This window comes from Pseudonocardia sp. ICBG1034 (assembly GCF_020131375.1).
GTDB lineage: Bacteria > Actinomycetota > Actinomycetes > Mycobacteriales > Pseudonocardiaceae > Pseudonocardia > Pseudonocardia alni.
This window is the reverse complement of sequence record NZ_JAHLEK010000023.1, coordinates 782,710-807,677: the sequence shown is the minus strand read 5'-3', so window position 1 is coordinate 807,677 and position 24,968 is coordinate 782,710. Positions and strand designations below refer to the sequence as shown.

General features: G+C 74.1%; 27 protein-coding genes and 1 tRNA gene. 13 read left to right on the top strand and 15 right to left on the bottom strand.

The genetic code is table 11. The annotated features are described in order from the left end of the window. The first annotated feature begins 105 nt into the window (after positions 1-105). Positions 106-1,272 carry an LLM class flavin-dependent oxidoreductase gene (locus tag KPF22_RS28205; protein ID WP_208823377.1) on the top strand — a complete coding sequence of 389 codons (1,167 nt, stop codon included), beginning with the start codon at positions 106-108 and terminating at the stop codon, positions 1,270-1,272. Positions 1,273-1,290: 18 nt separating this feature from the next. Here the strand turns inward: KPF22_RS28205 and KPF22_RS28200 are convergent, their stop codons facing one another. Continuing rightward, the gene (locus KPF22_RS28200; RefSeq protein WP_208823379.1) at positions 1,291-1,722 is read right to left on the bottom strand and encodes a DUF1707 domain-containing protein; all 432 of its coding nucleotides are present in this window, start codon (positions 1,720-1,722) and stop codon (positions 1,291-1,293) included. A 48-nt stretch (positions 1,723-1,770) separates the two neighbouring features. Here KPF22_RS28200 and KPF22_RS28195 point away from each other — a divergent pair, with 48 nt between their 5' ends. Next, entirely contained in the window at positions 1,771-2,271 is a 501-nt protein-coding gene (locus KPF22_RS28195; protein WP_157818423.1) for a class I SAM-dependent methyltransferase, read from the top strand. Between the two features lie 56 nt (positions 2,272-2,327). Here KPF22_RS28195 and KPF22_RS28190 read toward each other — a convergent pair whose 3' ends face one another. From KPF22_RS28190 to KPF22_RS28175, 4 genes are all read right to left on the bottom strand, one after another. Then, a complete protein-coding gene (locus KPF22_RS28190) occupies positions 2,328-3,182 on the bottom strand; it encodes an excalibur calcium-binding domain-containing protein (protein WP_208823381.1) in 855 nt (284 codons plus the stop codon). A 104-nt stretch (positions 3,183-3,286) separates the two neighbouring features. Beyond that, complete coding sequence (locus KPF22_RS28185; protein ID WP_224403797.1) at positions 3,287-4,225, bottom strand: NADPH:quinone oxidoreductase family protein; 939 nt, start codon at positions 4,223-4,225, stop codon at positions 3,287-3,289. 82 nt (positions 4,226-4,307) lie between these two features. Further along, positions 4,308-5,123 (bottom strand): ergot alkaloid biosynthesis protein, encoded by an 816-nt coding sequence (locus KPF22_RS28180; RefSeq protein WP_224403796.1) that lies wholly within the window; start codon positions 5,121-5,123, stop codon positions 4,308-4,310. Next, on the bottom strand, positions 5,120-5,560 hold the full coding sequence (locus KPF22_RS28175; RefSeq protein ID WP_062399596.1) for a nuclear transport factor 2 family protein: 441 nt from the start codon (positions 5,558-5,560) through the stop codon (positions 5,120-5,122). The genes KPF22_RS28180 and KPF22_RS28175 overlap by 4 nt, the downstream gene beginning before the upstream one ends. Before the next feature lie 85 nt (positions 5,561-5,645). Here KPF22_RS28175 and KPF22_RS28170 point away from each other — a divergent pair, with 85 nt between their 5' ends. The 9 genes from KPF22_RS28170 (at position 5,646) to KPF22_RS28130 (ending at position 15,520) form a co-directional block, all read left to right on the top strand. Further along, positions 5,646-6,257 carry a TetR/AcrR family transcriptional regulator gene (locus KPF22_RS28170; RefSeq protein ID WP_224403795.1) on the top strand — a complete coding sequence of 204 codons (612 nt, stop codon included), beginning with the start codon at positions 5,646-5,648 and terminating at the stop codon, positions 6,255-6,257. An 85-nt stretch (positions 6,258-6,342) separates the two neighbouring features. After that, positions 6,343-7,056 carry a TetR/AcrR family transcriptional regulator gene (locus KPF22_RS28165; RefSeq protein ID WP_208823387.1) on the top strand — a complete coding sequence of 238 codons (714 nt, stop codon included), beginning with the start codon at positions 6,343-6,345 and terminating at the stop codon, positions 7,054-7,056. A 140-nt stretch (positions 7,057-7,196) separates the two neighbouring features. Next, positions 7,197-7,397, top strand: a complete 201-nt coding sequence (locus KPF22_RS28160; RefSeq protein WP_208823388.1) for a hypothetical protein — start codon at positions 7,197-7,199, stop codon at positions 7,395-7,397. Positions 7,398-7,503: 106 nt separating this feature from the next. Next, on the top strand, positions 7,504-8,442 hold the full coding sequence (gene whiA / locus KPF22_RS28155) for a DNA-binding protein WhiA (protein ID WP_224403794.1): 939 nt from the start codon (positions 7,504-7,506) through the stop codon (positions 8,440-8,442). Between the two features lie 99 nt (positions 8,443-8,541). Next, a complete protein-coding gene (locus KPF22_RS28150) occupies positions 8,542-9,783 on the top strand; it encodes an acetyl-CoA carboxylase biotin carboxylase subunit family protein (protein WP_062399604.1) in 1,242 nt (413 codons plus the stop codon). A gap of 47 nt (positions 9,784-9,830) precedes the next feature. Beyond that, on the top strand, positions 9,831-11,861 hold the full coding sequence (locus tag KPF22_RS28145; RefSeq protein ID WP_208823390.1) for a hypothetical protein: 2,031 nt from the start codon (positions 9,831-9,833) through the stop codon (positions 11,859-11,861). A gap of 8 nt (positions 11,862-11,869) precedes the next feature. Continuing rightward, entirely contained in the window at positions 11,870-13,258 is a 1,389-nt protein-coding gene (gene mptB, locus KPF22_RS28140; protein ID WP_224403792.1) for a polyprenol phosphomannose-dependent alpha 1,6 mannosyltransferase MptB, read from the top strand. A gap of 4 nt (positions 13,259-13,262) precedes the next feature. Beyond that, entirely contained in the window at positions 13,263-14,747 is a 1,485-nt protein-coding gene (gene lnt / locus KPF22_RS28135; protein WP_224403791.1) for an apolipoprotein N-acyltransferase, read from the top strand. Further along, positions 14,717-15,520, top strand: coding sequence for a helix-turn-helix domain-containing protein (locus KPF22_RS28130; protein ID WP_208823395.1), 804 nt, complete (start codon positions 14,717-14,719; stop codon positions 15,518-15,520). Before lnt ends, KPF22_RS28130 begins: the two co-directional genes overlap by 31 nt. Here KPF22_RS28130 and KPF22_RS28125 read toward each other — a convergent pair. The 7 genes from KPF22_RS28125 to KPF22_RS28095 form a co-directional block, all read right to left on the bottom strand. Then, a complete protein-coding gene (locus KPF22_RS28125) occupies positions 15,463-15,828 on the bottom strand; it encodes a DUF4345 family protein (protein WP_224403790.1) in 366 nt (121 codons plus the stop codon). The genes KPF22_RS28130 and KPF22_RS28125 overlap by 58 nt on opposite strands. Positions 15,829-15,948: 120 nt before the next feature. Then, positions 15,949-16,527 carry a GNAT family N-acetyltransferase gene (locus KPF22_RS28120; protein WP_224403789.1) on the bottom strand — a complete coding sequence of 193 codons (579 nt, stop codon included), beginning with the start codon at positions 16,525-16,527 and terminating at the stop codon, positions 15,949-15,951. A gap of 9 nt (positions 16,528-16,536) precedes the next feature. Beyond that, entirely contained in the window at positions 16,537-17,367 is an 831-nt protein-coding gene (locus KPF22_RS28115; protein ID WP_224403788.1) for a phosphotransferase, read from the bottom strand. 103 nt (positions 17,368-17,470) lie between these two features. Further along, positions 17,471-17,674: a cold-shock protein gene (locus tag KPF22_RS28110; protein WP_020627798.1), complete on the bottom strand. Its 204-nt coding sequence runs from the start codon at positions 17,672-17,674 to the stop codon at positions 17,471-17,473. 351 nt (positions 17,675-18,025) lie between these two features. Next, complete coding sequence (locus tag KPF22_RS28105; RefSeq protein WP_224403787.1) at positions 18,026-18,358, bottom strand: hypothetical protein; 333 nt, start codon at positions 18,356-18,358, stop codon at positions 18,026-18,028. Positions 18,359-18,415: 57 nt separating this feature from the next. Then, positions 18,416-18,928: a polyketide cyclase gene (locus tag KPF22_RS28100; protein WP_224403786.1), complete on the bottom strand. Its 513-nt coding sequence runs from the start codon at positions 18,926-18,928 to the stop codon at positions 18,416-18,418. Between the two features lie 29 nt (positions 18,929-18,957). Continuing rightward, positions 18,958-19,350 (bottom strand): glyoxalase/bleomycin resistance/extradiol dioxygenase family protein, encoded by a 393-nt coding sequence (locus tag KPF22_RS28095; protein ID WP_224403785.1) that lies wholly within the window; start codon positions 19,348-19,350, stop codon positions 18,958-18,960. A 67-nt stretch (positions 19,351-19,417) separates the two neighbouring features. Between KPF22_RS28095 and KPF22_RS28090 the strand changes: the two genes are divergently transcribed. Beyond that, the gene (locus KPF22_RS28090) at positions 19,418-20,176 is read left to right on the top strand and encodes a TetR/AcrR family transcriptional regulator (RefSeq protein ID WP_224403784.1); all 759 of its coding nucleotides are present in this window, start codon (positions 19,418-19,420) and stop codon (positions 20,174-20,176) included. A gap of 55 nt (positions 20,177-20,231) precedes the next feature. Here KPF22_RS28090 and KPF22_RS28085 read toward each other — a convergent pair. Beyond that, positions 20,232-20,305, bottom strand: a tRNA-Pro gene (locus KPF22_RS28085). A gap of 37 nt (positions 20,306-20,342) precedes the next feature. Beyond that, positions 20,343-21,293: a metallophosphoesterase gene (locus KPF22_RS28080; RefSeq protein ID WP_208823409.1), complete on the bottom strand. Its 951-nt coding sequence runs from the start codon at positions 21,291-21,293 to the stop codon at positions 20,343-20,345. 38 nt (positions 21,294-21,331) lie between these two features. On the opposite strand from KPF22_RS28080, the gene KPF22_RS28075 reads away from it, so the two are divergent. Then, positions 21,332-21,805, top strand: coding sequence for a GatB/YqeY domain-containing protein (locus KPF22_RS28075; protein WP_224403783.1), 474 nt, complete (start codon positions 21,332-21,334; stop codon positions 21,803-21,805). 68 nt (positions 21,806-21,873) lie between these two features. Here the strand turns inward: KPF22_RS28075 and topA are convergent, their stop codons facing one another. Then, entirely contained in the window at positions 21,874-24,702 is a 2,829-nt protein-coding gene (gene topA / locus KPF22_RS28070) for a type I DNA topoisomerase (protein WP_224403782.1), read from the bottom strand. Between the last annotated feature and the right edge of the window lie 266 nt (positions 24,703-24,968).

Sequence of the window (24,968 nt, the reverse complement as noted above, 5' to 3'; positions counted from 1 at the left end):
GTCTGCCACTGTCGTGCAACACTTGCGTGACGCCGGTCACGGCAGGTAAGGACTGTCGTGGCGGTGTCCTCGACGGAGTGGGCACCGGAGCGACGAGGAGTCACCGTGAGCAGACTGCGATTCGGCACCTTCCTGGCCCCGTTCCACCAGCCCGGGCAGAACCCCACCCTCGCGCTGCAGCGCGACCTGGAGCTCGTCGAACACCTCGACCGGCTCGGCTTCGACGAGGCGTGGATCGGCGAGCACCACTCCGCGGGCTCGGAGATCATCGCCTCGCCCGAGATCTTCATCGCCGCGGCGGCGGAGCGGACCCGGAACATCAGGCTCGGGACCGGCGTCACCTCCATCAGCTACCACAACCCGCTGTGGGTGGCCGACCGCATGGTGATGCTCGACCACCTCACCCGCGGTCGCACGATGCTCGGCTGCGGGCCCGGCTCGCTGCCCACCGACTCGTCGATGATCGGCCTGAACCCCACCGACACCCGTGAGCTGCTCGAGGTGAACCTCGACATCATCATGCGGCTGCTGCGCGGCGAGGTCGTGAACGCCGAGACCAGGACCCACAACCTGATCGACGCCCAGCTGCAGCTCGCGCCCTACAGCGACCCGTGCTTCGACATCGCGGTCGCCGCCGTCGCGTCCCCGACCGGGCCGCGGATGGCGGGGCAGCACGGCATCGGCCTGCTGTCCATCGGCGCCACCCTCACCCAGGACGGCTTCGACGCGCTGGCCCACCACTGGAGCGTCGTCGAGGAGCGCGCCGCCCACCACGGGCAGCCCGCGCCCGACCGCAGCAAGTGGCGCCTGGTCGGCCTCATGCACGTCGCCGAGACCCGGGAACAGGCCTACCGCGAGGTCGAGTACGGAATCGAGCACTGGTTCCGCTACTTCCAGAAGGTCGCGGCGTTCCCGCAGATGGCGGTCGAGGGCGGCGACGTCAAGGAGATGATCGACTTCATCAACGACGCCGGGATCGGCGCGATCGGCACCGTCGAGGACGCGAAGGCGCAGGTGCAGAAGCTCGTCGACCAGTCCGGCGGGTTCGGCGCGATGCTGCTGCTCGGCCACGAGTGGGCCAACCCCGAGGCGACGAAGCGCTCCTGGGAGCTCATCGCCCAGTACGTCGTGCCCGAGTTCCAGGGGCAGGCCGCGGGAACCCTGGCGGCCAAGGACCGGGCCAGCTCCACGCGCGAGAAGCACGCCCAGAGCCAGCTCGACGCCGTCGACACCATGACCAAGCGCTACGAGCAGGAGAGGGCGGGCGGCTGACGGGCTCCGGCGCGGCGGCTACCGGCCGCCGCGCCGCGAGCGCCCCGCGCCCGCGACCCACAACGTCAGCAGCACCGCACCGGACGGCGCGGAGAAGACCAGGAACCACCACGGGCTCAGGTCGGTCAGCAACGCCAGCACCGAGGTCCCGGCGGCGGCCGCGGCGGTGATGCACAGCCAGACGACCGTCAGGACCCGCATCGCGACGCCCCCGGCCGTCGCGGAGAACAGCACGCCGTCGCGCCGGGACGGGGCCGAGGAGGCGGGCAGGTCCCGGGTCACCCGGCCCAGGTCGCCGCGGGTGCGCATCCGCCAGACCTCGGTCACGCGCTCGTCGTACTCGGCGAGGTCGAGGTAGCCCTCGGCGTGGGCGGCGCGCAGCCGGTCGGCGACGGCCTGGCGTTCGGCGTCGGAGATACGGATCTGCTCGGGTCCCACCACCTCGTCCACCTCCTCGATGATGCCTGTCGGTGCCCGGTCCGTGCCAGGATGACCGCTGTGGCGGCGAGGGCGGTCCCGGCGCGGGCGCGGTTCGCGGCCGCCGTCGTCGGCGCGCGTCCGGGCACCCGGGTGCTGGAGGTGGGCTGCGGGCCTGGTGCCGTGGCGTCGCTGGTCTGCCCCCGTCTCGACCGGGTCGCGGGCGGCGCGATGTGGGCGGTGGACCGCTCGGCCGTCGCCGTCGCGCGGACCACCGAGCGCTGCGCGGCCGCCGTCGACGACGGCGTGCTCACCGTGCTCCGGTCGGACCTGGCCGGGCTGCGGCTCGCGGCGGGCTCGGTGGACGTCGCGTTCACGCTGAACGTCAACCTGTTCTGGACCCGCGACCCCGGGCCCGAGCTGGCGGTGCTGCGCGGGGTGCTCGCGCCGGGCGGGGTGCTGCACGTGCTCTACGAGGGCACCCCACCCGCGGCCGTTGCCGCGGGGCTCCGCCGCAACGGCTGGGACCCGGTTCCGGTGTCCGGCGACGGCGGGGCCGGGGTGACGGCCCGGCCGGCCTGAGACGCGCCGGTGCCCGGCGGGGCGGCCCCGCCGGGCACCGGGTCACGTGGGTCGGCTCACTCGCAGGCGATGCCGTCGCCGTCACGGTCGAGGGCCGAGCGGTAGCCCGGGTCGCCGCTGCTCAGCGGGGCCGCCCCGGCGGCGCGGGCCGCGGCACAGTTCTTGTAGTAGGCCGAGCCGCCGCCGGACGAGCCGGAGGACGACGAGCCGGAGGAGACCAGGGGCTGCGGCGCGGCCGGGACGTAGGGCCGGTCGACGTCGGTCTCGGCGACCAGCGGTGCGGCCGGCGGGGCGGACTCGGAGACCGGGGCGCTCTGCGGCACCACGACCGGAGCGGGCGGGACCGGCGGGGCGGCGGCCTCGCCGATGGTGATCGGGTCACCGGCGGAGGCGAGCGCCGCGGGGCCGGGCAGCTGGGTGGTGACGGTCCCGGCGGCGACCCCGGCGACCGAGCCGGTCGACGGGCCGAGGACGACCCGGGTGAACCCGGCGGCACGGAGCGTGTCGCGCGCCTGCACGTCGGTCATCCCGACGACGTTGGGCACCGTCAGCAGCACCGGCGCCGCAGGGGCGGCGGGAGCGGCCGGGGCCGCCGCGAGTGGACGCACCGGAGCGGTGGCCGCGCCCACGATCCCGACGACGGTCATGAGCACACAGAGCGCGGTGGCCGTCCAGCCGAGCACGATGCCGACCGTCGAGCGGCCAGGCGTCGATGCCCCGCCGGCCCGGAAACGGGCGCGGCCGGCGTGCGACAGCAGCGCGGCGGGCACCGTGACCAGCAGGCCGAACACCGGTACGAACCCGACCACCACGCCCAGCACCGAGAGCCAGAAGCCGGCAGTGGCGGGGGTGTTCCCGCGCGTCGCCGGGACCGGCTCGGCGACGGTCGTCCAGGGCTGGGTGGCGGTCATGACTGGTCCCCTCGTAGTGGCCCGACCGGAGCTGTTCCCGCTCCGACGAACGGCCTATCGAGAGGTGTGACGCGGCCATTACCGCCCGTCATCAGGGTTGATGATCAGGGCGTGAGCACGAGCTTCCCGACCGCGGAGCGCTCGGCGTACGCGCGGGTCGCGGTGGCCGCGTCGGCCAGCGGCAGGGCCCGCGGGCGGGCCGGGTGCAGCTCCCCGGCACCGATCCGGCGCAGCACGTCCTCGGCCAGGTCCCGCGACGCGGCGGGGTCGGTGCGCGACCAGTCGCCCCAGTCGACGCCGACGACGGTCCGGTTCCGCAGCAGCACGACGTTCGCGGGCAGCTTCGGGATCGCGCCGGAGGTGAAGCCCAGCACACAGAACCGGCCGCCGGCGCCCAGCGCCCGCAGCGCGGCCTCCGCCGCGTCGCCGCCGACCGGGTCGATCACGACGTCCGCGCCCCCGCCGGTGTGCTCGCGGATCGTGTCCTTGAGGGCGTCGTAGCCGACGGCGGCCTCGGCTCCGGCGGCGAGCGCGGCCGCGCGCTTGTCCGGTGTGGACGCGACGGCGAGCACCCGCGCCCCGGCGGCGCGGGCGTGGTCGACCGCGGCCTGCCCGATCCCCCCGCTCGCCCCGAGCACGACGACCCACTCGCCCGGGCGGACGGAGACCCGGTCCCGGAGGGCGAAGGCGATCGTCCCGTGGCTCTCCATCGAGCTGGCCGCGACGCCCGCGTCGACCGCGTCGGGCACCGGGACCAGGCGGTCCTCCGGGACGACGACGTGGCTGGCGAACCCGCCGAAGCTCGTGAGCAGGGCGGCGACCCGCCTGCCGTCCGGGGTGGTCCCGGCGACCGCGGTGCCGGGTGTGAACGGCAGCGGCGGTCGTAGCTGGTAGCCGCCGCGGGCGATCAGCCCGTCGACGAAGCTGACCGCGGCGGCCTCGACGGCGACGAGAGCCTCGCCCGGTCCCGGTTCCGGGTCCGGCTCCTCCACCAGCTCGAACCGCTCCGGATCGGCGAACTCCCGGCAGACCACCCGTCGCACCACGCCTCCTCGCGTCGTCCACTGCGTCCGTGGGCGAGCCTCGCACGCGGGTGCCCGGCGGTGATCGTCGGAGTGGCCGCGGTCATGACCGGGCCGGGCAGGCCTCCCGCAGCGCGTCCCGCACGCTGCGCGGGTCGCGCCCGGTGATCCGGCGCACCGCGTCGCTCGTGCGGGCCTGGGCCCCGGTGGCGATGAGTCCGTCGAGCCCGGCGAGCACGTCGGCGTAGTCGGCGGGCATGCCGTCGGCGACGAGCCGCTCGGCCATCGCGGCCACGTCCACCGGGCGGTGCCGGGCCGGCCGCCCGGTGACCTCGGTCCAGATCCTGCACACGTCGTCGTAGGACAGCGCCTCGGGACCGGTGACCAGCACGTCCGGCTCCGGCGGTACCGGGTCGAGCAGCAGTGCGACGGCGACGGCGGCGATGTCCCCCGCGTCGACGAACGGGACCCGGCCGTCCCCGGTCGCGGTGACGACCTCGCCGGCGCGCAGCCCGCGGGCGGTGAGGTGGTCACCGAGCAGGTTCTGGGTGAACCACGAGGGTCGCAGGACCGACGGCTCCGGGACCGTGCCCAGGACGACGTCCTGCACCACGCCCAGCCCGGGTGTGCCGCGCTCGACGGCGGCCGCGCTCAGGAGCACCACCCGGCGCAGACCGCGCCGGACCGCCCGCTCCAGAGCGGGGGCGACCACGGGGGCCGGGTCGGGGGTGGCGAGCGGCGGGAGCAGGTACAGGCGCTCCACCCCCTCGAACGCGGCGTCGTGGGTCGCCGGTTCCAGCCAGTCGAACCCCGGCGAGGTGGACCGGGCGGCCCGGCGTACGTCGGCCCCGGCGGACTCCAGCAGCGCGGCGACCCGCCGCCCGGTGGTGCCGGTGGCCCCGGTGACCAGGACGGTCATCGGGTGGCCTCCGCCAGCCCCGTTCGGCCGAGCACCTGCTGGACCTCCAGCGGGCTCCAGTGGTCGCGGTAGCCGGTGATGCCGTCCGGGCCGACGGTCACGACCGCGACGTAGTGCAGGGCGTAGTCCGCCCCGGTCGCGACGACCGTGCCGCGCACGCCGAACTCCACGACGACGGTGTCCGGGTCGCCGGTCGTGTGCCGCACCTCGTCGACGACGGCGGTGGGCAGCAGCAGGTCGTTGTACCCGGCCACGTAGTCGGCGACGGCGTCGCGCCCGGTGAGCGCGCGCGGCGAGCCGGGCGCGGCGAACGGGAAGGTCATCGTGCCGTCGGGGGCCCAGAGCGCGGCGAAGCCCGCCATGTCGTGGGCCAGGACCCGGTCCAGGGCCGCGTCCACGGCGGCGTGGGCGCGCCGGCGTCGGGCGTCGTCGTCCATCGGTCTCTCCGTTGCGTCGATACGGTTCCGTCCCGACGACTATGGACGAGACGGCACCGTCCCGTCCAGTCGCTATGCTGTGGATGTGTCCACGCCGCGCCGTGCCCCGTCCGGAGCCGCCGTCCTGCGGCCCGAGCTGACCGAGGCCGTCGTCGACGCCGTGCTGGCCGAGCTCGCCGAGGTCGGCCACGGCCGGCTGTCGATGCAGCGGGTGGCGGCACGCGCCGGGGTCGGCAAGAGCGCGCTGTACCGCCGCTGGCCCGGCAAGGACGAGATGGTCATGGACGTCGTCGGCCGGTTCGGGGTCCCGGCCGAGCCGCCGCCGGACACGGGCACGCTCGTCGGGGACCTGCATGCGCTCGTCGTCGGGATGCGGGACTGGCTCGACCACCCCCGGCTGGCGTCGATCGTGCCGGACCTGCTCGCCGAGTCACGCCGGTCGCCGCGGCTGGCCGAGGCGTTCCGGGAGCGGCTGTCCGGGCCGCGCCGGGACCGGTCACGGGAGGTGCTCGCCCGGGCCGTCGCGCGGGGGGAGATCACGCCGGAGCAGGCCGGCGGGGTCGAGGCGGAGCTCGTCGTCGACCTGCTCGGCAGCGTGCCGTTCTGGCGCGTGGCCGTGCACGGCGGCCCGATCGACGACGAGGGTGCGGCGGCCCTCGCCCGGCTCGTCGCACGGGGGATGACCGCGCCGCACTGAGTCGGCCGGCGGCCTTCGTGATCCACTGTCGCCCGGGGTCCGGCCTTCCTCCCGCCGGGCCCGCCGAGGGAGGAGCATGGTGGGCGTGTCGTCCGACCGCACGGGACCCGGGGCCGCGGACGACCTCCGGTCCGACGGCCGCAGTACGCGCTGGGACGCGCACCGCGCGCGCCGTCGGGAGCAGGTGGTCGACGCGGCGCTGATCGTGCTGGGCCGGGACGGGCAGGACTTCGGCCTGGACCAGGTCGCGCAGGCGGCCGGCGTCACCAAGCCGGTGATCTACCGGCACTTCGGCGACCGGGCCGCGCTGCTCGACGCGATGGCCGAACGGGCCACCGACCGCCTCATGGAGCGGCTGATGCCCGCCATCTACCGGGAGAGCCCGGCGTGGACGCGGATCCACGACTCGGTGGACGCGGTCCTGGGCTTCCTCGACGACTCGCCGGGAGTCGACCTCCTGTTCCGCCGTCGCCTGCCCGGGCAGCGGGGCGAGGTCGTGGACGCGGGTCGGGAGTTCATCGCCTCCGCGCTGACCGGCCTGCTCGGCGCCTACGCCCTGATGCTCGACGTCGACGAGCCCGACCTGGTCCGGGTGTGGTCGCAGTCGCTCGTCGGCGCGGTGCAGGCGACCGCGGAGTGGTGGCTGCGCGGCCGGGCGACCGGTGACGTCCCGGGGCGGGACGTCGTCGCGACCCACCTGACGGACCTGATCTGGGCGCAGATCGAGGGGCTGGCCCGGCGGCACGGGGTCACGGTGAGTCCCGAATCGCCACTCCCTGTGCGCGTCGAGCCGAAATAGGCGTTACCCCGCGTATAGGGTACCGTCGCGAGCCGGTCGCCGCGGCGGGTCGAGGACCCTGGTGGCGGCCGCCGGATGTATCTGCGCACGGGCCCCGTCGGCGGGGAACTCCGGGCGCGCAGTCGTGCGGAGGGGGAGCGATGCCCGAGGAGGCGAACAGCGGGGGCCGGTCGGGTCCGAGACCGGCTCCGGTCGACGAGCTGGCGCCGGGCGGGCCGCGGGCGAAGGCCCAGGGCTGCCTGTGTTCGGTGCTGGCGAACGCGGCGTTCCGGGCCGGGGCCGAGAGCAGGCCCTGCATCGATCCGCGCTGCCCGATGCACGCCGACCCGTCCGAGGACTGATCCCGCCACGGTGGGGCGCCCCGGCGCTCCGCCCTTCCGGGCAGGGCGGGGTTCACCTCGGGGGATGTGTCCCCGCCCTGCCGCCTCCCATCCGCAGGAGACGATCGTGTTCGACCTGGAGCGCGTGACCGCAGAGCTGCACCGTGAGCTCGGCACGGTCCGCGAGGAGCGCCCCGGTGCCCGGCATGCCGGGCTCGTCACCCAGCTGCGCCTGGCGGGGGAGGTCGTCGTCCGCGACGGCAGGACGACGATCCACGCCGAGTTCGACGCCCCGGCCCCCGCGCTGCGGATGCGCTCCGAGCTCGGGGCGCTGCACGGTCGCGGCGGGCTGCGGGCCGAGGTCGTGACCGGTGGCGGGGCGATCCTGCGCTACCAGGTGCGGGTGACGGCGCCGGGGACCGACCTGGCCCGGGCGACGGGTCTGGTCGACCGGACCGGACGGCCGGTGCTCGGGCTGCCACCCGCCGTCGTCGCGGCGGGGCCCGCCGTGGCCGCCGGGGTGTGGCGCGGGGCGCTGATCGCGCGGGGCCGGGTCGTGCGGCCGGCCGGGCGGGTCCGCCTGGTCGTCACCTGCCCGGGGCCGGCCGTCGTGCTCGCACTGGTCGGGGCGGCCCGCGGGCTCGGGGTGCTGGCCGCGCCGCAGGAGACGGTGAGCGAGCACCGCGTCGTCGTGCGGGACCCGGAGAGCGCCGAAGCGCTGCTGCGCAGTGTCGGCGCGCCGGGCGTGGCCGAGGTGCTGAGCCGGGTCCCGGTCGCCCCGCGGGGTGCGACCACCGCGGACGGGTCGCTGCAGACGGTGAACGCCCGCCGGGCGGCGACGGCCGCCGCCGCGACGACCGAGCGGGTCCGGACGGCCCTGCGCGCGCTCGGCGACGACGTCGCCCCTCACCTGCGGGAGACCGCGCTGCTGCGCCTGGAGCACCCGTCGCTGTCGCTGGCGGAGCTCGGCCGTCTCGCCGACCCGCCGCTGACGAAGGACACCGTCGCCGGGCGGCTGCGCAGGCTGGTCCGGCTCTCCGGTGTCGCCGGACCCGACGACGACTGAGTCCCGCCGCCACGATCCGCCGCTGCGGCGTACTCGGGGTACGGTGTGGACTCAAGCATTCGCCGCCTAAATTCGTCTAAATCGGGAGGTTGCTTTTCCATGCCTCGGTCCGACTCGGCCACCAAGAATCCAGAAAAGGGATACGTCGCGCTTCTCGGGTGGAGTCTCAATGCGGTGGAGGCGATCGACCGCTTCGACCGCCGCTACGTCGTCGTGGCCCCGGACTGGGCCGAGGAGTACTGCAAGGAGCACGAGATCCCGTACGTCCCGTGGAACTTCGAGCGGCTGAACGACCGCTCGATGGAGATCGCGGAGACCTTGCAGGAGATGGGCGTCGACGTCGCCATCCCGCTGTTCGAGGAAACCGTCGAATGGGCCGGCGCGATCAATTCGGTGCTGCTGGACAACCCGCGGCTGTTCGGGCAGGCGATGCTGCTCCGGGACAAGGCGCTGATGAAGCGTCGCGCACAGCTCGGCGGGATCCGGGTGGGCATCTTCGAGGAGGCCCACGACCGTGACGACATCGTCCGATTCCTCAAGCGCGTCAACCAGACCCTGCTGAAGCTCGACGGGGACCCGAACGACCCCATCCACATCAAGGCGTTCGACAAGGCGGGCTGCCTCGGGCACCGCGTGGTGCGCACCTACGAGGACATCGACAACATCCCGGACGAGGAGTTCCCGCTCCTGATGGAGTCCCACCTCGACGGGTGGGAGTTCGCCGTCGAGGCGTGGGTGCACAACGGGAAGATCAAGTTCCTCAACATCTCCGAGTACGTCACCCTCGGTTACTCGGTGTTCGTGCCGGCGACCCCGGAGCTGGAGAAGTACCGGCCCGCGATCACCGCGCAGATCGAGAAGCTGATCAAGACCTTCGACATCGAGTTCGGCTTCGTCCACCCGGAGTACTTCGTCACCTCCGACGGCGAGATGTACTTCGGCGAGGTCGCCTACCGCCCGCCGGGCTTCAAGGTCTTCGAGTTGCTCGAGCGCTCCTACGGCTTCAACGCCTACCAGGGCCTCGTGCTGGCGTTCGACCCGAAGACCACCGAGGAGGAGATCGACGCCTTCTTCCCGAAGGAGGTCGAGGGGGCCTCCGGCGTGGCCGGCTGCTTCGGGGTCTACCCGCGCCGGCGCGTCGTCAGCAGCCTGCGGATCCCCGAGGAGACCGAGGACGACGACTACTACGAGTCGCACGACCTCACGTCGCCGGTCGAGGAGACCGTGACGAAGAGGACCGCGTTCGGCACGCACTGGGGTCTGCTCTACTTCTTCGGGGACGACCCCTACCGGATGCGCGATCTGTTGAAGAAGCAGGAAGAACTCGACTTCTACGTCTGAGGGCGGGTACCCGCCCACGGCCGTGGAGCCCGAACGAGGGAAGCCGTGTGAAACCGACCGTCGACGTCGCGAGTGGGACCTCGGTGCTGGACAGGCGCCTGGTCTCGCTCGACGACGCCACCCGGGACCTGGCCCGGACCCCGGATTTCGGCAAGACGACGAAGATCCGCAGGGTTCTGGAGCAGCTCCGTCGCGTCCTGTTGCAGGACGGGGGCCCCGCCGCCGTGCAGGCCCGCGCCCGGGACCTGGAGGAGGCCGGCGTGTTCGCCGGCACCGACTGGGCCCACCCGGACATCCTGGTCCCGGCGTTGGTCGGGGCGGGGCTGCACAGCGGCGTCGCCGACACGGTGGTGATGGAGGCGACCAGCGAGCTGCGGATGCTCGCGGTCGCCCTCGGGGAGTACGACCACCCCGCGATCTCCGCCGACGAGGCCCGTCAGTTCCTGTCCCAGGTGCTGGCGATGAACCTCGAGCTGCTGTTCACCCCGCCGACCGAGGCGGAGCGGGTCCACGAGGGCCGGACGGCCCAGATGATCCGCGACCTGTTCCGCCACATCGCCGAGGGCATCGGCTACGACAGCGTCCTCGACAAGCTGGTCGACGAGATCTGGCGGATCCTGCGCCAGCGCCCGATCCAGGTCGACCAGGTGTCGTCGCTGATCACCCGGTTGTCGGTGTGGCGCGGTGACCCGAGCGTGGACCTGTCCTCCGGGCAGGGACTCGACCGGCTGATCACCGCGTTGTTCGGGACCACCGAGGCGAGCCGCGAGGACCCGGGCATCGACGTCTTCCGCTCCCGGCTGGAGGCGATGGACACCGGAGGCCTGCAGTACGAGGCCGCCGGGTTCGCCCGGGCCATGCACGACACCGGGCTCGTGTCGCCGTACCACGCGGAGCTGCTGCAGTTCCTGCGCCACGAGAGCGACTACCTGCTCGCCGAGGCGCTCGGCCTGTCCGACACCGGCAAGAACTGCCTGCTGCGCTTCCGGGACCTGGTGCACCGGCTGATCGAGGAGGCCGTCACCCCGCACACCGCGCAGTGCATCTACGGCCTGGCGCTGCTGCTCGACCGCGGCATCCTCTACGAGCCGCCGGTCGTGCCCGGGCTGTGGCGCCAGATCGCGCTCGAGATCGGCCCGGCCGCGCGGGAGCGCCTGGTCGCCGCGTTCGGCGAGGAGCCCGCACCCGAGGTGCGGCTGCTGGCCGGTGTGCTGTCGATGCTGGGTCAGCCGCTCGGCGTCGGGCAGGGCGACAACCCCACCTGCCAGTCCGCCCGCGCCCTGTCGATGTGGGCCTACAACGACCCGGACTACCTGCTGCAGATGGTCGTCTGGGCGGCCCGCGACGACGAGATCGTCATGCACTTCGAGGGGCAGCGGATCTCGTCGCAGGAGAGCGGAGCCGGGGTCGCGGAGAAGCTGCCGATCGACCTCGACCCGGTGTCGCTGGTCGTCGTCCCGCACCTGGACCGGATCTACGCCGAGATGGGCCGCCGCTGCTCCGACCGGCCCGGGGACCCGCACCGCTGGGTCAACCCCGAGTTCCACGGCTGGTGGGCGGCCCGCGGCTTCCACATCAACGTCGACGTCGGGACCGGCAACCTCACCGACCTCGACGCCTTCCTCCGTCAGTTCCACGCCGGCTACCACCCCGGGTACAACGGCGGCCAGCCGCTGATCCACCCGCAGCCCGCCGGGATCGCGGTCACCGACAGCGCCGCCCGCTACGTCGGCTGGCACGCCATCGCCATCCTGCGGGTCGCGCCGGACCCGAACGACGTGATGCGGGTGTACTTCTACAACCCGAACAACGACAGCGGGCAGGACTGGGGCGACGGCGTCGTCGTCTCGACGGCGGGCAACGGGGAGCGCTTCGGCGAGGCGTCGCTGCCGTTCGACCAGTTCGCGTCGCGGCTCTACATCTTCCACGGCGACCCGCTGGAGCACGGGGAGCCCGAGCGCGTGCCCGCGGAGGACATCGCCACGATCGTCGGCTACATCGAACGCAGCTGGGGCGCCGACCGGCTCCCCGCCGGTGCACTCCAGGCCTCCGACGGCCCGGCGGCCCCGACCGCCTGACCCCGGCCGTGGGGGAGCGACGCCGCCCGGTCACGGCACCGACCGCGCTCGGCGCCGCCGGGTCGGTGCTGCTGACCGGCGGCGCCTGGGCGGTGGTGCTCCGCCCCGGGTCGACGGTGGCGCTCGGCGCCGCGGTGGCCGGGACGGGGCTGGTCGTCGTGGCCTGGCTGCTGCTGGTGGGCGGTCCGGTGCTCCCGGTGCAGGCGGTGCGGGCGCTGCTCGCCTGGGCCACGCCACTGCTCGTCGCACCGCCGCTGTTCTCCCGCGACGTGTACAGCTACCTCGCCCAGGGGATGGTCGCGCTCGGCGGCGCCGACCCGCACCGGACCGGTCCGGCGGCCGGGCTGCCCGTCGGGTCGCCGGTCCTCGCGCGGGTCGACGGCTACTGGCGGGAGACGCCGTCGCCGTACGGGCCGGTGACCGACCTGTGGCAGAAGGCGGTCGCCGCCGTCGCCGGGGACGGGGTGGTCGCCGGGGTGGCGGCGTACCGGCTGCTCGCCGTCGTCGCGGTGGTGGGGACCGGGTGGGCGGTGCTGCGCCTGGCCCGTGCCCACGGGATCCCACCGGGGACGGCGCTGGCGTGGGGGGTTGCGAACCCGCTGGTGCTCTGGCACGTCGTCGGCGGGATGCACAACGACGGCCCGATGCTCGCGCTGCTGCTCGTGGGCCTCGCCGTCGGGCTGCGCGGGCCGTGGGCGGCGCTCGCCGCGGGCGCCGCGCTCGTCGTGCTGGGGGCGTTGGTGAAGGCCCCCGCGGCGGCCGGGCTCGTGGTCCTGGCGGTCGCCGCGGCCCGGTCCGCGCCCGGCCGCACCCACCGGTGGGGGGCGGTCGTCCTGGTCGCGGGGGTGGCCGCGGCGGTCGCGGTCGCGGTGTCGGCCGTCGACGCCGGCGGGGGGAGCTGGCTCGGCGCGGTCTCCGCTCCCGGGCAGCTGTTCAGCTGGATGGCCCCCACCAACTGGGCCGCGGCGGTCGCGGGCGTGCTCGGCGCCGACCCGGCCACGGCACTGACGGCGACGCGGACCGCCGGGACGGTGCTCGCCGCGCTGCTCGCCGCCGGGGTGCTCGTCGCGCAGGCCCGCGGCCGGACCGCTGCGACGACGGCGCTCGGCCTGGTGCTCGGCGCCGTCGTCGTGCTCGGGCCGGTGCTGCACCCGTGGTACCTGCTGTGGGCGCTGGCCCCGCTGGCCTGCGTGCCGCTCCCGCCGCGGGCGCGGGCGGCGCTGACGGGCGTCGTGGCGCTGTTCGCGGTGCTGGTGCCGCCGCTCGCGGGGGACTTCTCCGGGCGGCCGATGCAGCTCGTCGCCGCCTACGCGGGCGCGCTGCTCGTCGTCGCGGTGGTGGGGGCGGTGGCCGCCGGGACCCGCGCGCGGGCCCGCGCCGCGGCCGGATCATGCTGACCGTGTGGTGAAGGCACTCGCGCTGCGGATCGCGGCGGTCGTCGTCGGCGGGGTGCTGCTGCACCTGGCGTTCCCGCCGCGCACCGTGTGGTGGACCGCGATCGTGGCGTTCGCGCTGCTCTGGTGGGCCCTGTCCGGGGTCCGGGTGCGCCGCGCCGCGCTGCTCGGTGCGGTGTTCGGGTTCGCCTTCTACCTGGCGCACCTGATGTGGATCCAGGACTTCCTCGGCCGCGACTACGGCCCGTTCCCGTGGGTGGGGCTGTCGCTGGTCATGGCGGGGTTCCCGGCGCTCGGCGGTGCGCTCGTCGCCCTCACCGCCCGGCTGCCCGCCGCGCCGGTGTGGGGTGCGCTGGCCTTCGCCGCGCAGGAGTGGCTGCAGAGCCGGTTCCCGCTCAACGGCTTCCCCTGGGGCCGGGTCGCGTTCGGGCAGGTCGAGGGGCCGTTCCTGCCGCTCGCCGCGATCGGTGGGGCCCCGCTGGTGTCGGTCGCGGTGGTCGCGGCCGGGTTCTGCGTGGCGGCGTTCCTGCAGCGTCCCCGCCGGGTCGTCGGCCTCGTCCCGGTCGTGGCGGTCGTGCTCGTGCTGCTCGCGGTGCCGGCCCCGCCCGTCGACGCGCAGGACGGCACCCGCACCGTCGCGGTCGTGCAGGGCAACGCCCCCGACATCGGGCTCGGCCTGTTCACGGCCGGTCGGACCCTGCGCGCGAACAGCCTCGCCGAGACCTCCGTGCTGATCGACCGCGTCCGGTCCGGCGCGGTCGGTCGGCCCGACCTCGTCGTGTGGCCGGAGAGCTCGCTGTCGACCGACGGCGTCGACCCGGCGGTCGACCGGGTCGTCGACGCGCTGGGCGTGCCGTTCCTGGTCGGCACCAACTACGAGGCGGGCGCGACCGGCACCGAGAACGCGGTGGCCGTCTGGAACCCGGGGACCGGGGTGGGGGCGCGCTACGCCAAGCAGGAGCTCGTGCCGTTCGGCGAGCGCATCCCGCTGCGCGCGGTCACGCAGTACCTGACCCCGTTCGTCGCGCTGGCCGACTTCACCCCCGGTACGGCGCCCGCGGTGCTGCCCGTCGCGGGCACCCGGGTGGCGACGGCGATCTGTTACGAGACCGCCTACGACCACGTGCTGCGCGACGGCGTCGCCGACGGCGGTTCGCTGCTGGTCATCCCGACGAACAACGCCTGGTACGGGCGGGGCGAGATGACCTGGCAGCACCTCGCGATGTCACGGCTGCGGGCCGTCGAGCACGGGCGGGCCGCGGTCGTCGCGGCGCTGTCCGGGGCGAGTGCGGTGATCCGGCCCGACGGCTCCGTCGTCGCCGAGACCGGGCTGTACACCGCGGACACCCTGGTCGAACAGGTGCCGCTGCGCACCGACCTGACGTTCGCGACCCGCTGGGGGGCGTGGTTCGAGCACGGTCTGGCGCTCGCCGGGCTGCTCGCGGCGGCCGCCGGGTTCGGATGGCGACGCCGGCGGGCGGGCGTCCGGTGACCGCGGCGGCGGGCCCGGCGCGGCTGTGGGTGGGGCCCTGCTGGGCCGTCCACCTGGGGCCGATGCTCGGACTCGACGCACACCGGGGTGCGGTGGCGTGCCTCGCGGTCGGTGTCGACGACGACCTGACCGTGCGGGTCGACGGTGCGCCGGACCGCACGGCGCGGACGCTGCTGGTCCCGGCCGGACTGCGCCACCGCATCACCGGCGGCGCGCACCGGGCGGCCTTCGTGTTCCTCGAGCCCGGTCGCGGGCCCGCCGGGATCGTGACCGGGCACCCGGCCGAGCCCGACCTCGTCGCCTGCGCGGTCGACGGCGACGGGCCGGGGCTGCGGCGGATCCTGGTCGACAGCGGTACGGCGCCGGGGGCCCGCGCCGAGCCCGACGCCCGCATCGCGCGGGCGATCGCGGCCCTGCACCGGCCCGGCGGCCCGGACCTGCCGACCGGTGACCTCGCGGCGGCGGCCGGGCTGTCGCCGGGGCACTTCGCGCGCCTGTTCACCCGGCAGACGGGTGCCGGTCTGCGGGCCTACCGCAGGTGGGCGCGGATGCGGATCGTCGCGGGCGTCGTGCGCGACGGCGGGGACCTCACCCGGGCCGCGGCCGACGCCGGTTTCGCGACGCCGTCGCACCTCGGGCTGGCGTTCCGCCGGATGTTCGGCCTGCCGCCCGGGCGGCTCCTCCGGTCGGGGCTCGACATCCGGGTCGTGCCCGGTCAGGTCACGGCGACGACGACCAGCGCCCCGGCCGCGACCGCCTCGACCAGGCCGTAGAACCAGATCGGGTAGAACGCGGTGGGCCGGTCGACCAGCCGGGACAGCACGCGCCCGACGGCCATCCCGCCGAGCGCGAAGGCGACGGTGAGCACCACACCGATCCGGAGCCCGGGGACGGCGAGGGCCAGCCCGAGCACGGCCGCGATCGCCAGGCCGAACCCGCCGTAGACGGCGCGCACCTCCGACCTGCTCTCCGGGCCGTCGGCCACCAGCCCGAACGGCCGGACCAGCGCGGCCGGCGCGGCCAGCGCGTACCCGCCCATGAGCAGGAAGAAGATGCCGACCACGACGATGACCACGATCATCGCTCCTCCGTCTCGGTGCTCCTCCGGCGGCGACCGGAGGCTCGTCAGGACGTGGGCGAGCCTGCCGGGAACGGGAGCGGTCCGCCGTCACGGATCTGCGCGATCCGGGGCGGTGCCGGGTCAGCCGGTCAGCGCGCGGCGCATGACCACCCGCGGGAACCCGCCGGACACCCCGGTGGTCGCCGCGGCGAACGTGAACCCGCCCGCCTCGAACAACGCGCGGGTGCCGACGTAGGCCATCGTCAGGTCGACCCGGGCGCCCCGGTTGTCCACCGGGTAGCCCTCGACGGCCGTCGCCCCCTGGTCCCGGGCGTACGCGACGGCTCCGGCGAGCAGGGCCCGCGCGATGCCGCGGCCCCGGTGCCCGGCACGGACCCGGAAGCACCACACCGACCAGACCGGGAGGTCGTCGACGTGCGGGATGGTGCGGGAGCGGGCGAACGGCAGCTCGGAGCGTGGCGCGACGGCGGCCCAGCCGACCGGTTCGCCGTCGTCGTGGGCGACGACGCCGGGTGCGACCGCGCGGGCCGTCAGCTCCCGCACGTACTCGCCCCGGGCCCGGCCGGTCAGGGCGCGGTGCGTCGCCGCGGGCAGGCGGTGCGAGAGACACCAGCAGACCGACGCGTCGGGGTCGCGTTTCGGGCCCAGCAGGATCGCGAGGTCGTCGAACGAGGTGGCCGGACCGACGACGAGGGGCACCGGCGCAGGCTAGTCGGGGAACGCCTCGGCGAGCATCCGGTGTCCGTGGGCCTCGAACGGCTCGTCGCCGACCTCGAGGGCCCAGGTCACGGTGCCGACGGCCTCGGCGACCCACTCCCGGCGCCACGGGCCGGGCTCGCGCGGGTCGCCGCCGTAGCCGTCGTGGTGGGCCGCCTCCAGCGCCGGGTCCCACCGGAACTGGCGGGCCGCGAGACGCACCAGGTCGGTGGACGCCGGGCGCAGTGCCGCACGGCCCAGGTCGATCACGGCGACGACCCCGTCGTGCACCAGCCAGTTTCGCGGGTGCCAGTCGCCGTGGGTGGGGACGAGCCGGGCCGCCGGGGTCGGCCAGCCGGCCACCTCCGCCCGGAGCCGCGTGAGCAGTCCGGGGGCGATGCGGTGCGGACGCCCGAGCCTGGTCAGGACGGTGTCGCGCAGCCGGGTGCCGTACCCCTCGTCGACGACGGCGGGCCGGTCGTGCAGCAGCGCCAGCAGCTCCCCGGCGCCGCGGTAGGTCGACGGCTCGTGCTCGGCGGGGGTGTTTTGCACCAGGGCCCCGGGCAGGTAGCGGGTGACCAGGAGCTTCGCGTCGGCGTCGGCGTGGCGCAGCTCCGGCGCGCGGCCGCGGGCGACGAGCGGGGCCAGCCACTCGCGGTGGGCGCGCAGCTCACGGGCGATGTGGGTGTCGGCGTCGTCGCCGGCCTTCACGATGAGGTCGGCGCCGTCGTGGCGGATCTGCAGCACGGTGGTCCCGACCAGACCCCAGCCGTGGTCGGCGACGACCTCGTGCCCGGGCAGCCGGTCCGCGAGCAGTGCGGTCTGGCGGGCGGACAGCGGCACTCCGCCACGGTAGCGGCCCCGGAGACGCCGATGGCGGCATCCCGCGTGGGGATGCCGCCATCGGACGGAGGAACAGTGCCCGGCCGCACGGCCGGGCGGGGTGTCAGCGGGGGGACACCGAGGAGGCCTGCGGGCCCTTGGCGCCCTGGGTGACCTCGTAGGACACGGCCTGGTTCTCCTGGAGCTCCTTGAAGCCCGAGCCCTCGATGGCCGAGTAGTGGACGAACACGTCGGCGCCGCCGTCCTCGGGGGCGATGAAGCCGAAGCCCTTCTCGGCGTTGAACCACTTCACGGTTCCGTTGGTCATGGTGACTCCTTTTGTCATGCAGCTTTCGGACGGAACAACCACGTCGTGCGGCTGCCCGGGTCAGAGGAATTCCCAGACGGCAGCCAGCTTCAGCTACACCAAAGACAGCGGATCCGCCCGCATCATCATTCTGCGAGCGCGCTTGAGACACGAAACTCAGAACTACGGTGACCGAGGAGGACGCTACCGCAGGGCGCGGTGTCGGCCAAGCAGCCCTCCCCCCCGCGGCGCCCCCGCAGACGTTCCGGAGGGTCGCGACCTGCTGATCGTCACGCTCGGCGTGACTCTGATCACTGGGTGGGCGCCGCCCCGGCACGGTCGGTGCCGGGGCGACGACCCGTCGTGGTGTGGTCAGGCGTCGGCGGCGGCCCGCTGGCGCACCGCGATGGGTGCCCCGGCGAGGTCCTCCTCGTTGCACAGCAGTTTGAGTTCGTAGTACGCCGCCTCGGACGCCTCGTTGTAGTCGAGGTGGATGGCGATCACGTCGACCGGCTCACCCAGCCAGGACTGGGTCTCCCGCAGCCACTGTGAGGCGCGCTCCAGTGCGGTCGGGAGGTCGTTGTCGCGGAACTGGACCGGGCGGAACGGTACGTCCTGGATCCCGTCGAGCTGGTGCGCCGGGCGGGGGAGGCCACCGGCCAGTCCCGCGTCGTCGAGATCGAGCGCTACCGGGTTCTCACTCATCCCGTCAGGATCGCGCATCACACCCCGTCGTCGCACCCCACCATGCCCGGTGTGTCGTCAACGACCCGGTGGCCGGCTGTGGTCCTCGGCGAGCCGTCCCAGGTTCAGCAGCTGACGCCGGGCCATCACGAGGTCCCCGACCGACACCAGCGGCGCGAGCGCGCGGGTGCCGCCCATGACGACCTTGAGCAGCAGGCGGGTCGTGTCGGCCCCCTGCGGCGCGAGGACGTAGGACATGACGGCGCCCAGGACGCTGCCGGTGAGCTGCACCCCGGGGTCGACCGCGAGGATCCGGCCGATCCGCCGTCCGCCGGTCGCGGTGAAGGTGTCCCCGACCTGCGGTTCGGGGAGTCCCACGAGCTCCCGCGGAGATCGGCGTCCGAGGTTGTCGACCCAGTCGTAGGAGTACGGGGCGAGCCGGATCTGGGCGACCCACGGCCAGACGGCGGCGGCCGGCGCGGCGACGGAGACGCCCCGCCACGCCTGCAGCGTGGGGGCCGGGACGAACTCGTCGCACGGGTAGGGGCGGGTGGTCTCGGCGGCGCTCACGCCCCAGCGGTCACCGATCACGGGTCCATCGTGCACCCGGAGGCCGTCCGCTACCGGGAGGAGGTCGCCCCGTTCCAGTCGACGAGCTGGACGACGACACCGTTGGGGTCGCGAACCTGGAAGGCCCGTTCGCCCCACTCCTCGGTGGTCAGCGGCATGGTGATCGCGACACCCTCGGCGACGAGGCGCGACAGCTCGCCCTCCAGGTCGTCGACGGTGAACGCGAGGATCTGACCGGCCGCGTGGACGTCGCGCTGGTCGTCCGGGAGCGTCGCCAGGCCGCGCCGCAGGTAGATCACGTTCATGCCGACGTCGTCGCGGGTGAGCGAGGCGAACCCGTCCGCCGCCATGGCGACCTCGAACCCGAAGTGCTCGGTCAGGAAGGAACGCGACGCGGCGACGTCCTCGACGTTCAGCGAGACAGCGGAGGCGGTGATGTGCATGGGGCTCCTCGATTCTGTACAGCGTACATTGTACAGCGTACGCGAAAGAGTGGAGGAGAATCGTCCCGTGGCTCCCACGCGAACGAACGCCGGCGACCCGGACCGCACACTCGCCCTCCTCTGGCGCGATCCCGCGGCCGTCCCGCGCCGCGGACCGCGGCAGTCGCTCTCGCTGGACCGGGTCGTGGAGGTGGCCGTCGCCCTGGCCGACCGGGACGGTCTGCCCGCCCTCAGCATGCGCAAGGTCGCCGATGCGCTCGGTGTCTCCACGATGACGACCTACACCTACGTGCCGGGCAAGGCCGAGCTGCTGGACCTGATGCTCGACGCGGCCTACCGCGGGATGCCGATGCCCGACTTCACCGGCCGGCCGTGGCGTGACCGCATCACCTCGCTCGCCGACGGCAACCGCGCGTTCCACCGGGCGCACCGGTGGGCGGCGACCGTCTCCACGCACCGGCCGTCCCTCGGGCCCGGCCAGATGGCGAAGTACGAGTACGAGCTGCACGCCTTCGACGACCTGGGGCTGTCGGACCTGGACCGGGACAGCGCGCTGTCGCACCTGCTGGCCTTCGTCCGGCAGCACGCCCTCGCGGAGCAGGAGGCGCGTGCGGCCGCCCTGCTGTCGTCACAGACCGACGAGCAGTGGTGGGCGGTCAACGCGCCGCTGCTCGGGCGCGTACTGGACCCGGAGGTCTTCCCGCTGGCGGTGCGGGTCGGCTCCGCGGTGGGAGCGGCCCAGGGGAGCGCCTGGGACGCGGATCGGGCGTGGGAGTTCGGCCTCGCGCGGACCCTGGACGGGTTCGCGGGGCTCGTCGGGACGTAGTTCCGTCCCGGACACGACGAAGGCCCAGGTCCGCCGGACCTGGGCCTTCGTGTTGTCGGGGTGACAGGATTTGAACCTGCGACCTCTTCGTCCCGAACGAAGCGCGCTACCAAGCTGCGCCACACCCCGATGGACACCCGGGTCTCCCCGTGAGCCGTGGAGAACTCTACCCGATGCCCTCCGAGGCCTGCGCGGGGGCTCCCGTCCGCGCATCGGGGCCGGTCGTGCGGGGGACGAGGGTCAGCAGCGAGGCCTCCGGCGGGCACGCGAAGCGCACCGGCGCGTACGGCGAGGTCCCCAGCCCGGCCGACACGTGCAGCCGCATCCGGCTGCCCCAGCGGCTCGCCCCGCGGGCCCGGGACCGGTCGATCCCGCAGTTGGTGACGAGCGCGCCGTAGCCGGGGAGCCGCAGCTGGCCACCGTGGGTGTGCCCGGCGAGGACGAGGTCGTAGCCGTCGGCGGCGAAGCCGTCGAGCACCCGCGGCTCGGGGGAGTGGGTCAGCCCGATGCGCAGGTCGGCGTCGGCGTCGTGGCCGGCGATGCGCGGGTAGCGGTCCAGGTTCAGGTGCGGGTCGTCGACACCCGCGATCCGGACCGTCCGGCCGTCGACCTCGAGCACGTGCCGGGCGTGGGTGGCGTCGACCCAGCCGTGCTCGCGGAACGCGGCGCGCAGGTCGGTCCAGGGCAGGTCCGCCCCGTGCACCCGCTTCGTGTCCCCGCGACGCAGGTAGCGGGCCGGGTTCTTCGGGGTGGGGCCGTAGTAGTCGTTGCTGCCGAACACGAACGCGCCCGGCCGCTCCAACAGCCTCCCCAGCGCGGTCAGTACGCCCGGGACGGCGTCGGGGTGCGCCAGGTTGTCCCCGGTGTCGATCACCAGGTGCGGGTCGAGCTCGTCCAGCGCCGCGATCCACCGGATCTTGCTGCGCTGGCCCGGCGTGAGGTGGAAGTCCGACAGGTGCAGGATCCGCAGCGGCCGCGCACCCTCGTCGAGGACGGGCAGCTCGACCCGGCGCAGCGTCCAGTGCCGCCGCTCGATCCCCGCCGCGTACCCGATGCCCGACGCTCCGAGCAGGGCGGCGCCGGCGGCGGTACGGACGAGGGTCCCGGCGGTACTCACGCGATCCAGCCTACGTCGCGGGACTATCGTGGCGACCCGTGAGCACCCTCAAGGAGCAGCTGCGGGCCGACCTGACCACCGCGATGAAGGCCAGGGACGAGCTGGTCCGGACGACCCTGCGATCCGTCCTGACCTCGATCGGCAACGCCGAGGTGGCCGGTGACACCGCCCGGGAGCTCTCCGACGACGAGGTCCGCGCGGTCATCACCAAGGAGACCAAGCGGCGCGCCGAGTCCGCCCAGGCCTTCGCCGACGGCGGCCGCCCCGAGTCCGCCGACCGTGAGCGCGCCGAGGGCGAGGTCCTCGCCCGGTACCTGCCGACCCAGCTCGACGACGACGAGGTGGCCGCCCTGGCGACCGCCGCCGTCGCCGAGGTGGAGTCCGAGACCGGGGAGAAGCCCGGCATGAGGCAGATGGGCCAGGTCATGAAGAAGGCGAACGCCGCCGCGGCGGGCCGCGCCGAGGGCGGCCGCGTCGCCGCCGCCGTGAAGAAGGCGCTCGCCGCGGGCTGACCGGCCCCGCCGACGCGACGGGCCCCGCACCGGATCATCCGGAGCGGGGCCCGTCGTCGTCACCGGACTCAGGTCGTCGGGGTCTTGCGCGTCCGGGTCCCGGTCGACTTCGTGGGCGTGGTCTTGGCCGCGGTGCTGCGGGTCGTCGTCTTCTTCGCCGCGGCGGTGCGGGTCCCGGTCTTGGTCGCGGTGCCCTTGGCCGCCGTGCTCTTCGACGCCGTGCTCTTCGACGCCGCAGGCTTGCGGGTCGTCGTCTTCTTCGCCGGGGCCTTCGCCCGACGCTCCGCGAGCAGCTCGGAGGCCCGCTCGTCGGTGATCTCCTCGACCGAATCGCCCTTGCGCAGGCTGGCGTTGGTCTCGCCGTCGGTGACGTAGGGGCCGAACCGGCCGTCCTTGATCACCATCTTCTTCTTCGTCGAGGCGTCCTCGCCCAGCTCGCGCAGCGGCGGCGCCGCGGCGGCGCGGCCCCGCTGCTTGGGCTGCTTGTAGATCTCCAGGGCCTCCTCCAGGGTGACCGTGAAGAGCTGCTCCTCGCCGGAGAGCGACCGCGAGTCCGTGCCCTTCTTCAGGTACGGGCCGTAGCGGCCGTTCTGCGCGGTGATCTCGTCACCGGAGTCCGGGTCCGTGCCGACGATCCGCGGCAGCGACAGCAGCCGCAGCGCGTCCTCGAGGGTGATGGTGTCGACCGTCATCGACTTGAACAGCGAGCCGGTGCGCGGCTTCGGCTTGGCCGGCTTCTTCTTGGCGCCCTCGGGCACCTCCGGCTCGGGCAGGAGCTCGGTGACGTAGGGGCCGAAGCGGCCCTCCTTCGCCACGATCTCGTGGCCGGTGACCGGGTCGGTGCCCAGCTTGCGGCCCTCCTGCGGCACCGAGAACAGCTTCTCGGCGATCTCCTCGGACAGCTCGTCCGGGGCCAGGTCGTCGGGCAGGTTCGCGCGCTGGGACTCGCCGTCGACGATCCGCTCCAGGTACGGGCCGTAGCGCCCCACCCGGACGACGACGTCGTTGCCCGCCGCGTCGGCGAACATCGGGATCGAGTTCACCGTGCGGGCGTCGATCTCCTCCAGGTTCGACCCGACGAGCTTCTTCAGCCCACCGGCCCGGGCGATCTCCGACCCGCTGCTCGCGCCGTCGGTGCCGAAGTAGAACCCGGACAGCCAGTGCACGCGGGAGTCGTCACCGGAGGCGATGGAGTCGAGGTCGTCCTCCATCGCGGCCGTGAAGTCGTAGTCGACGAGCTGGCCGAAGTGCTGCTCCATCAGCCCGACGACGGCGAACGCCACCCACGACGGGACGAGCGCGGAGCCCTTCTTCCAGACGTAGCCGCGGTCGAGGATCGTCTTGATCGTCGACGCGTACGTCGACGGCCGGCCGATCCCCATCTCCTCCATGGCCTTGACCAGCGCGGGCTCGGTGAACCGCGACGGCGGGCTGGTGGAGTGCCCGTCGGGCACCAGCTCGGTGGCGGTCAGCGGCTGGCCCTCGGTCAGCTCGGGCAGCCGGGACTCGGCGTCGTCGGCCTGCTGGCCCGAGGCCCCGTCGTCGAGGGTCTCGACGTAGGCCTTGAGGAAGCCGGGGAAGGTGATCGTGCGGCCGGAGGACGCGAACACGACCTTCTCGCCGGTCCCCGCGGTGCCCGCGATCCGGACGCTCACGGTGGTCCCGCGGGCGTCGTTCATCTGCGAGGCGATGGTCCGCTGCCAGATCATCTCGTACAGGCGGAAGTCGTCGCCGTCGACCTCGCGCGCGATGGCACCCGGGGTCCGGAAGGTCTCGCCGGCGGGACGGATGGCCTCGTGGGCCTCCTGGGCGTTCTTCACCTTGCGCGTGTACTGGCGCGGCGAGTCCGCGACGTAGGCGTCGCCGTACAGCTCACGGGCCTGCGAGCGGGCCGCCTCGATGGCCGTCGCCGACAGCGTCGTCGAGTCCGTACGCATGTAGGTGATGTAGCCGTTCTCGTACAGACGCTGCGCGCTGCGCATCGTGCGCTCGGAGGAGAACCGCAGCTTGCGGCCCGCCTCCTGCTGCAGCGTCGAGGTCATGAACGGCGGGTACGGCTTGCGCGTGTAGGGCTTGGAGTCGACGGATGCGACCTCCATCGGGCGGTCCTGCAGCCCCTCGGCGAGGCGGCGAGCCTCGGCCTCGTTCAGGGTGACGACCTCCGCGGAGCCCTTCTTCAGCTGCCCGAGCGAGTCGAAGTCGCGGCCGGTGGCGACGCGCTTGTCGTCGACCTGCAGCAGCCGCGCACCGAACGAGCGCGGGGTGGCCTTCTCCCCGGCGTCGAGGGTCGCGGCGATGTCCCAGTACTCCGCGGAGCGGAAGGCGATGCGGTCCCGCTCGCGCTGCACGATCAGCCGGGTCGCGACCGACTGGACGCGGCCCGCCGAGAGCTTCGGCATGACCTTCTTCCACAGCACGGGGGAGACCTCGTAGCCGTAGAGGCGGTCCAGGATGCGGCGGGTCTCCTGCGCGTCGACGAGGTGCTGGTCGAGCTCGCGGGTGTTCTCGGCGGCCGCGCGGATCGCCGACTCGGTGATCTCGTGGAAGACCATCCGCCGGACCGGGACCTTCGGCTGGAGGGTCTCCAGCAGGTGCCAGGCGATGGCCTCGCCCTCACGGTCGGGGTCCGTCGCGAGCAGGAGCTCGTCGACGGTCTTCAGCGCCTCGCGCAGCTCCGAGACGGTGCTGCGCTTCTCCGGCGTGACGATGTAGAGCGGGCTGAACTGGTTGTCGACGTCGACGCCGAGCCGCGCCCAGGACTCGCCCTTGTACTTGGCCGGGACGTCCGCCGCGCCGCGCGGCAGGTCACGGATGTGACCGACCGAGGACTCGACGACGTAGTCGTTGCCCAGGTAGGGCTGGATCTTCTTCGCCTTGCTGGGGGACTCGACGATCACCAGGCGGCGCGTCGGGCGGCCGGATGCGTTCGCCGTCGAGGTCGGCTTGCGCGTGCTGCCCCCCGACGTGCGTGCCGAACCCGTCGTTCCCGTTGTCGCTGCTGCCACGTGGTCCTACCTCATCTCCTCGGCTGCGTCGCGGTCCCTGCGACGTCGTAGCCGTTTCCCGACCCCGCACTGTTACACCGTGCGGTCCCGGAGCGTGCCGGGACGGTTGCGCTGAGCGTCTTCTTCGGGGTCGACGATCGCACGATCTCACACCGTCG

Coding starts and splice junctions, on each gene's coding strand:
- KPF22_RS28190 (WP_208823381.1), bottom strand. CDS start 3,182: ATGACCGCCACCCAGCCCTGGACGACCGTCGCCGAGCCGGTCCCGGCG.
- KPF22_RS28180 (WP_224403796.1), bottom strand. CDS start 5,123: ATGACCGTCCTGGTCACCGGGGCCACCGGCACCACCGGGCGGCGGGTC.
- KPF22_RS28175 (WP_062399596.1), bottom strand. CDS start 5,560: ATGGACGACGACGCCCGACGCCGGCGCGCCCACGCCGCCGTGGACGCG.
- KPF22_RS28160 (WP_208823388.1), top strand. CDS start 7,197: ATGCCCGAGGAGGCGAACAGCGGGGGCCGGTCGGGTCCGAGACCGGCT.
- KPF22_RS28150 (WP_062399604.1), top strand. CDS start 8,542: ATGCCTCGGTCCGACTCGGCCACCAAGAATCCAGAAAAGGGATACGTC.
- KPF22_RS28130 (WP_208823395.1), top strand. CDS start 14,717: ATGGCGACGCCGGCGGGCGGGCGTCCGGTGACCGCGGCGGCGGGCCCG.
- KPF22_RS28125 (WP_224403790.1), bottom strand. CDS start 15,828: ATGATCGTGGTCATCGTCGTGGTCGGCATCTTCTTCCTGCTCATGGGC.
- KPF22_RS28110 (WP_020627798.1), bottom strand. CDS start 17,674: ATGACCAACGGAACCGTGAAGTGGTTCAACGCCGAGAAGGGCTTCGGC.
- KPF22_RS28105 (WP_224403787.1), bottom strand. CDS start 18,358: ATGAGTGAGAACCCGGTAGCGCTCGATCTCGACGACGCGGGACTGGCC.
- KPF22_RS28095 (WP_224403785.1), bottom strand. CDS start 19,350: ATGCACATCACCGCCTCCGCTGTCTCGCTGAACGTCGAGGACGTCGCC.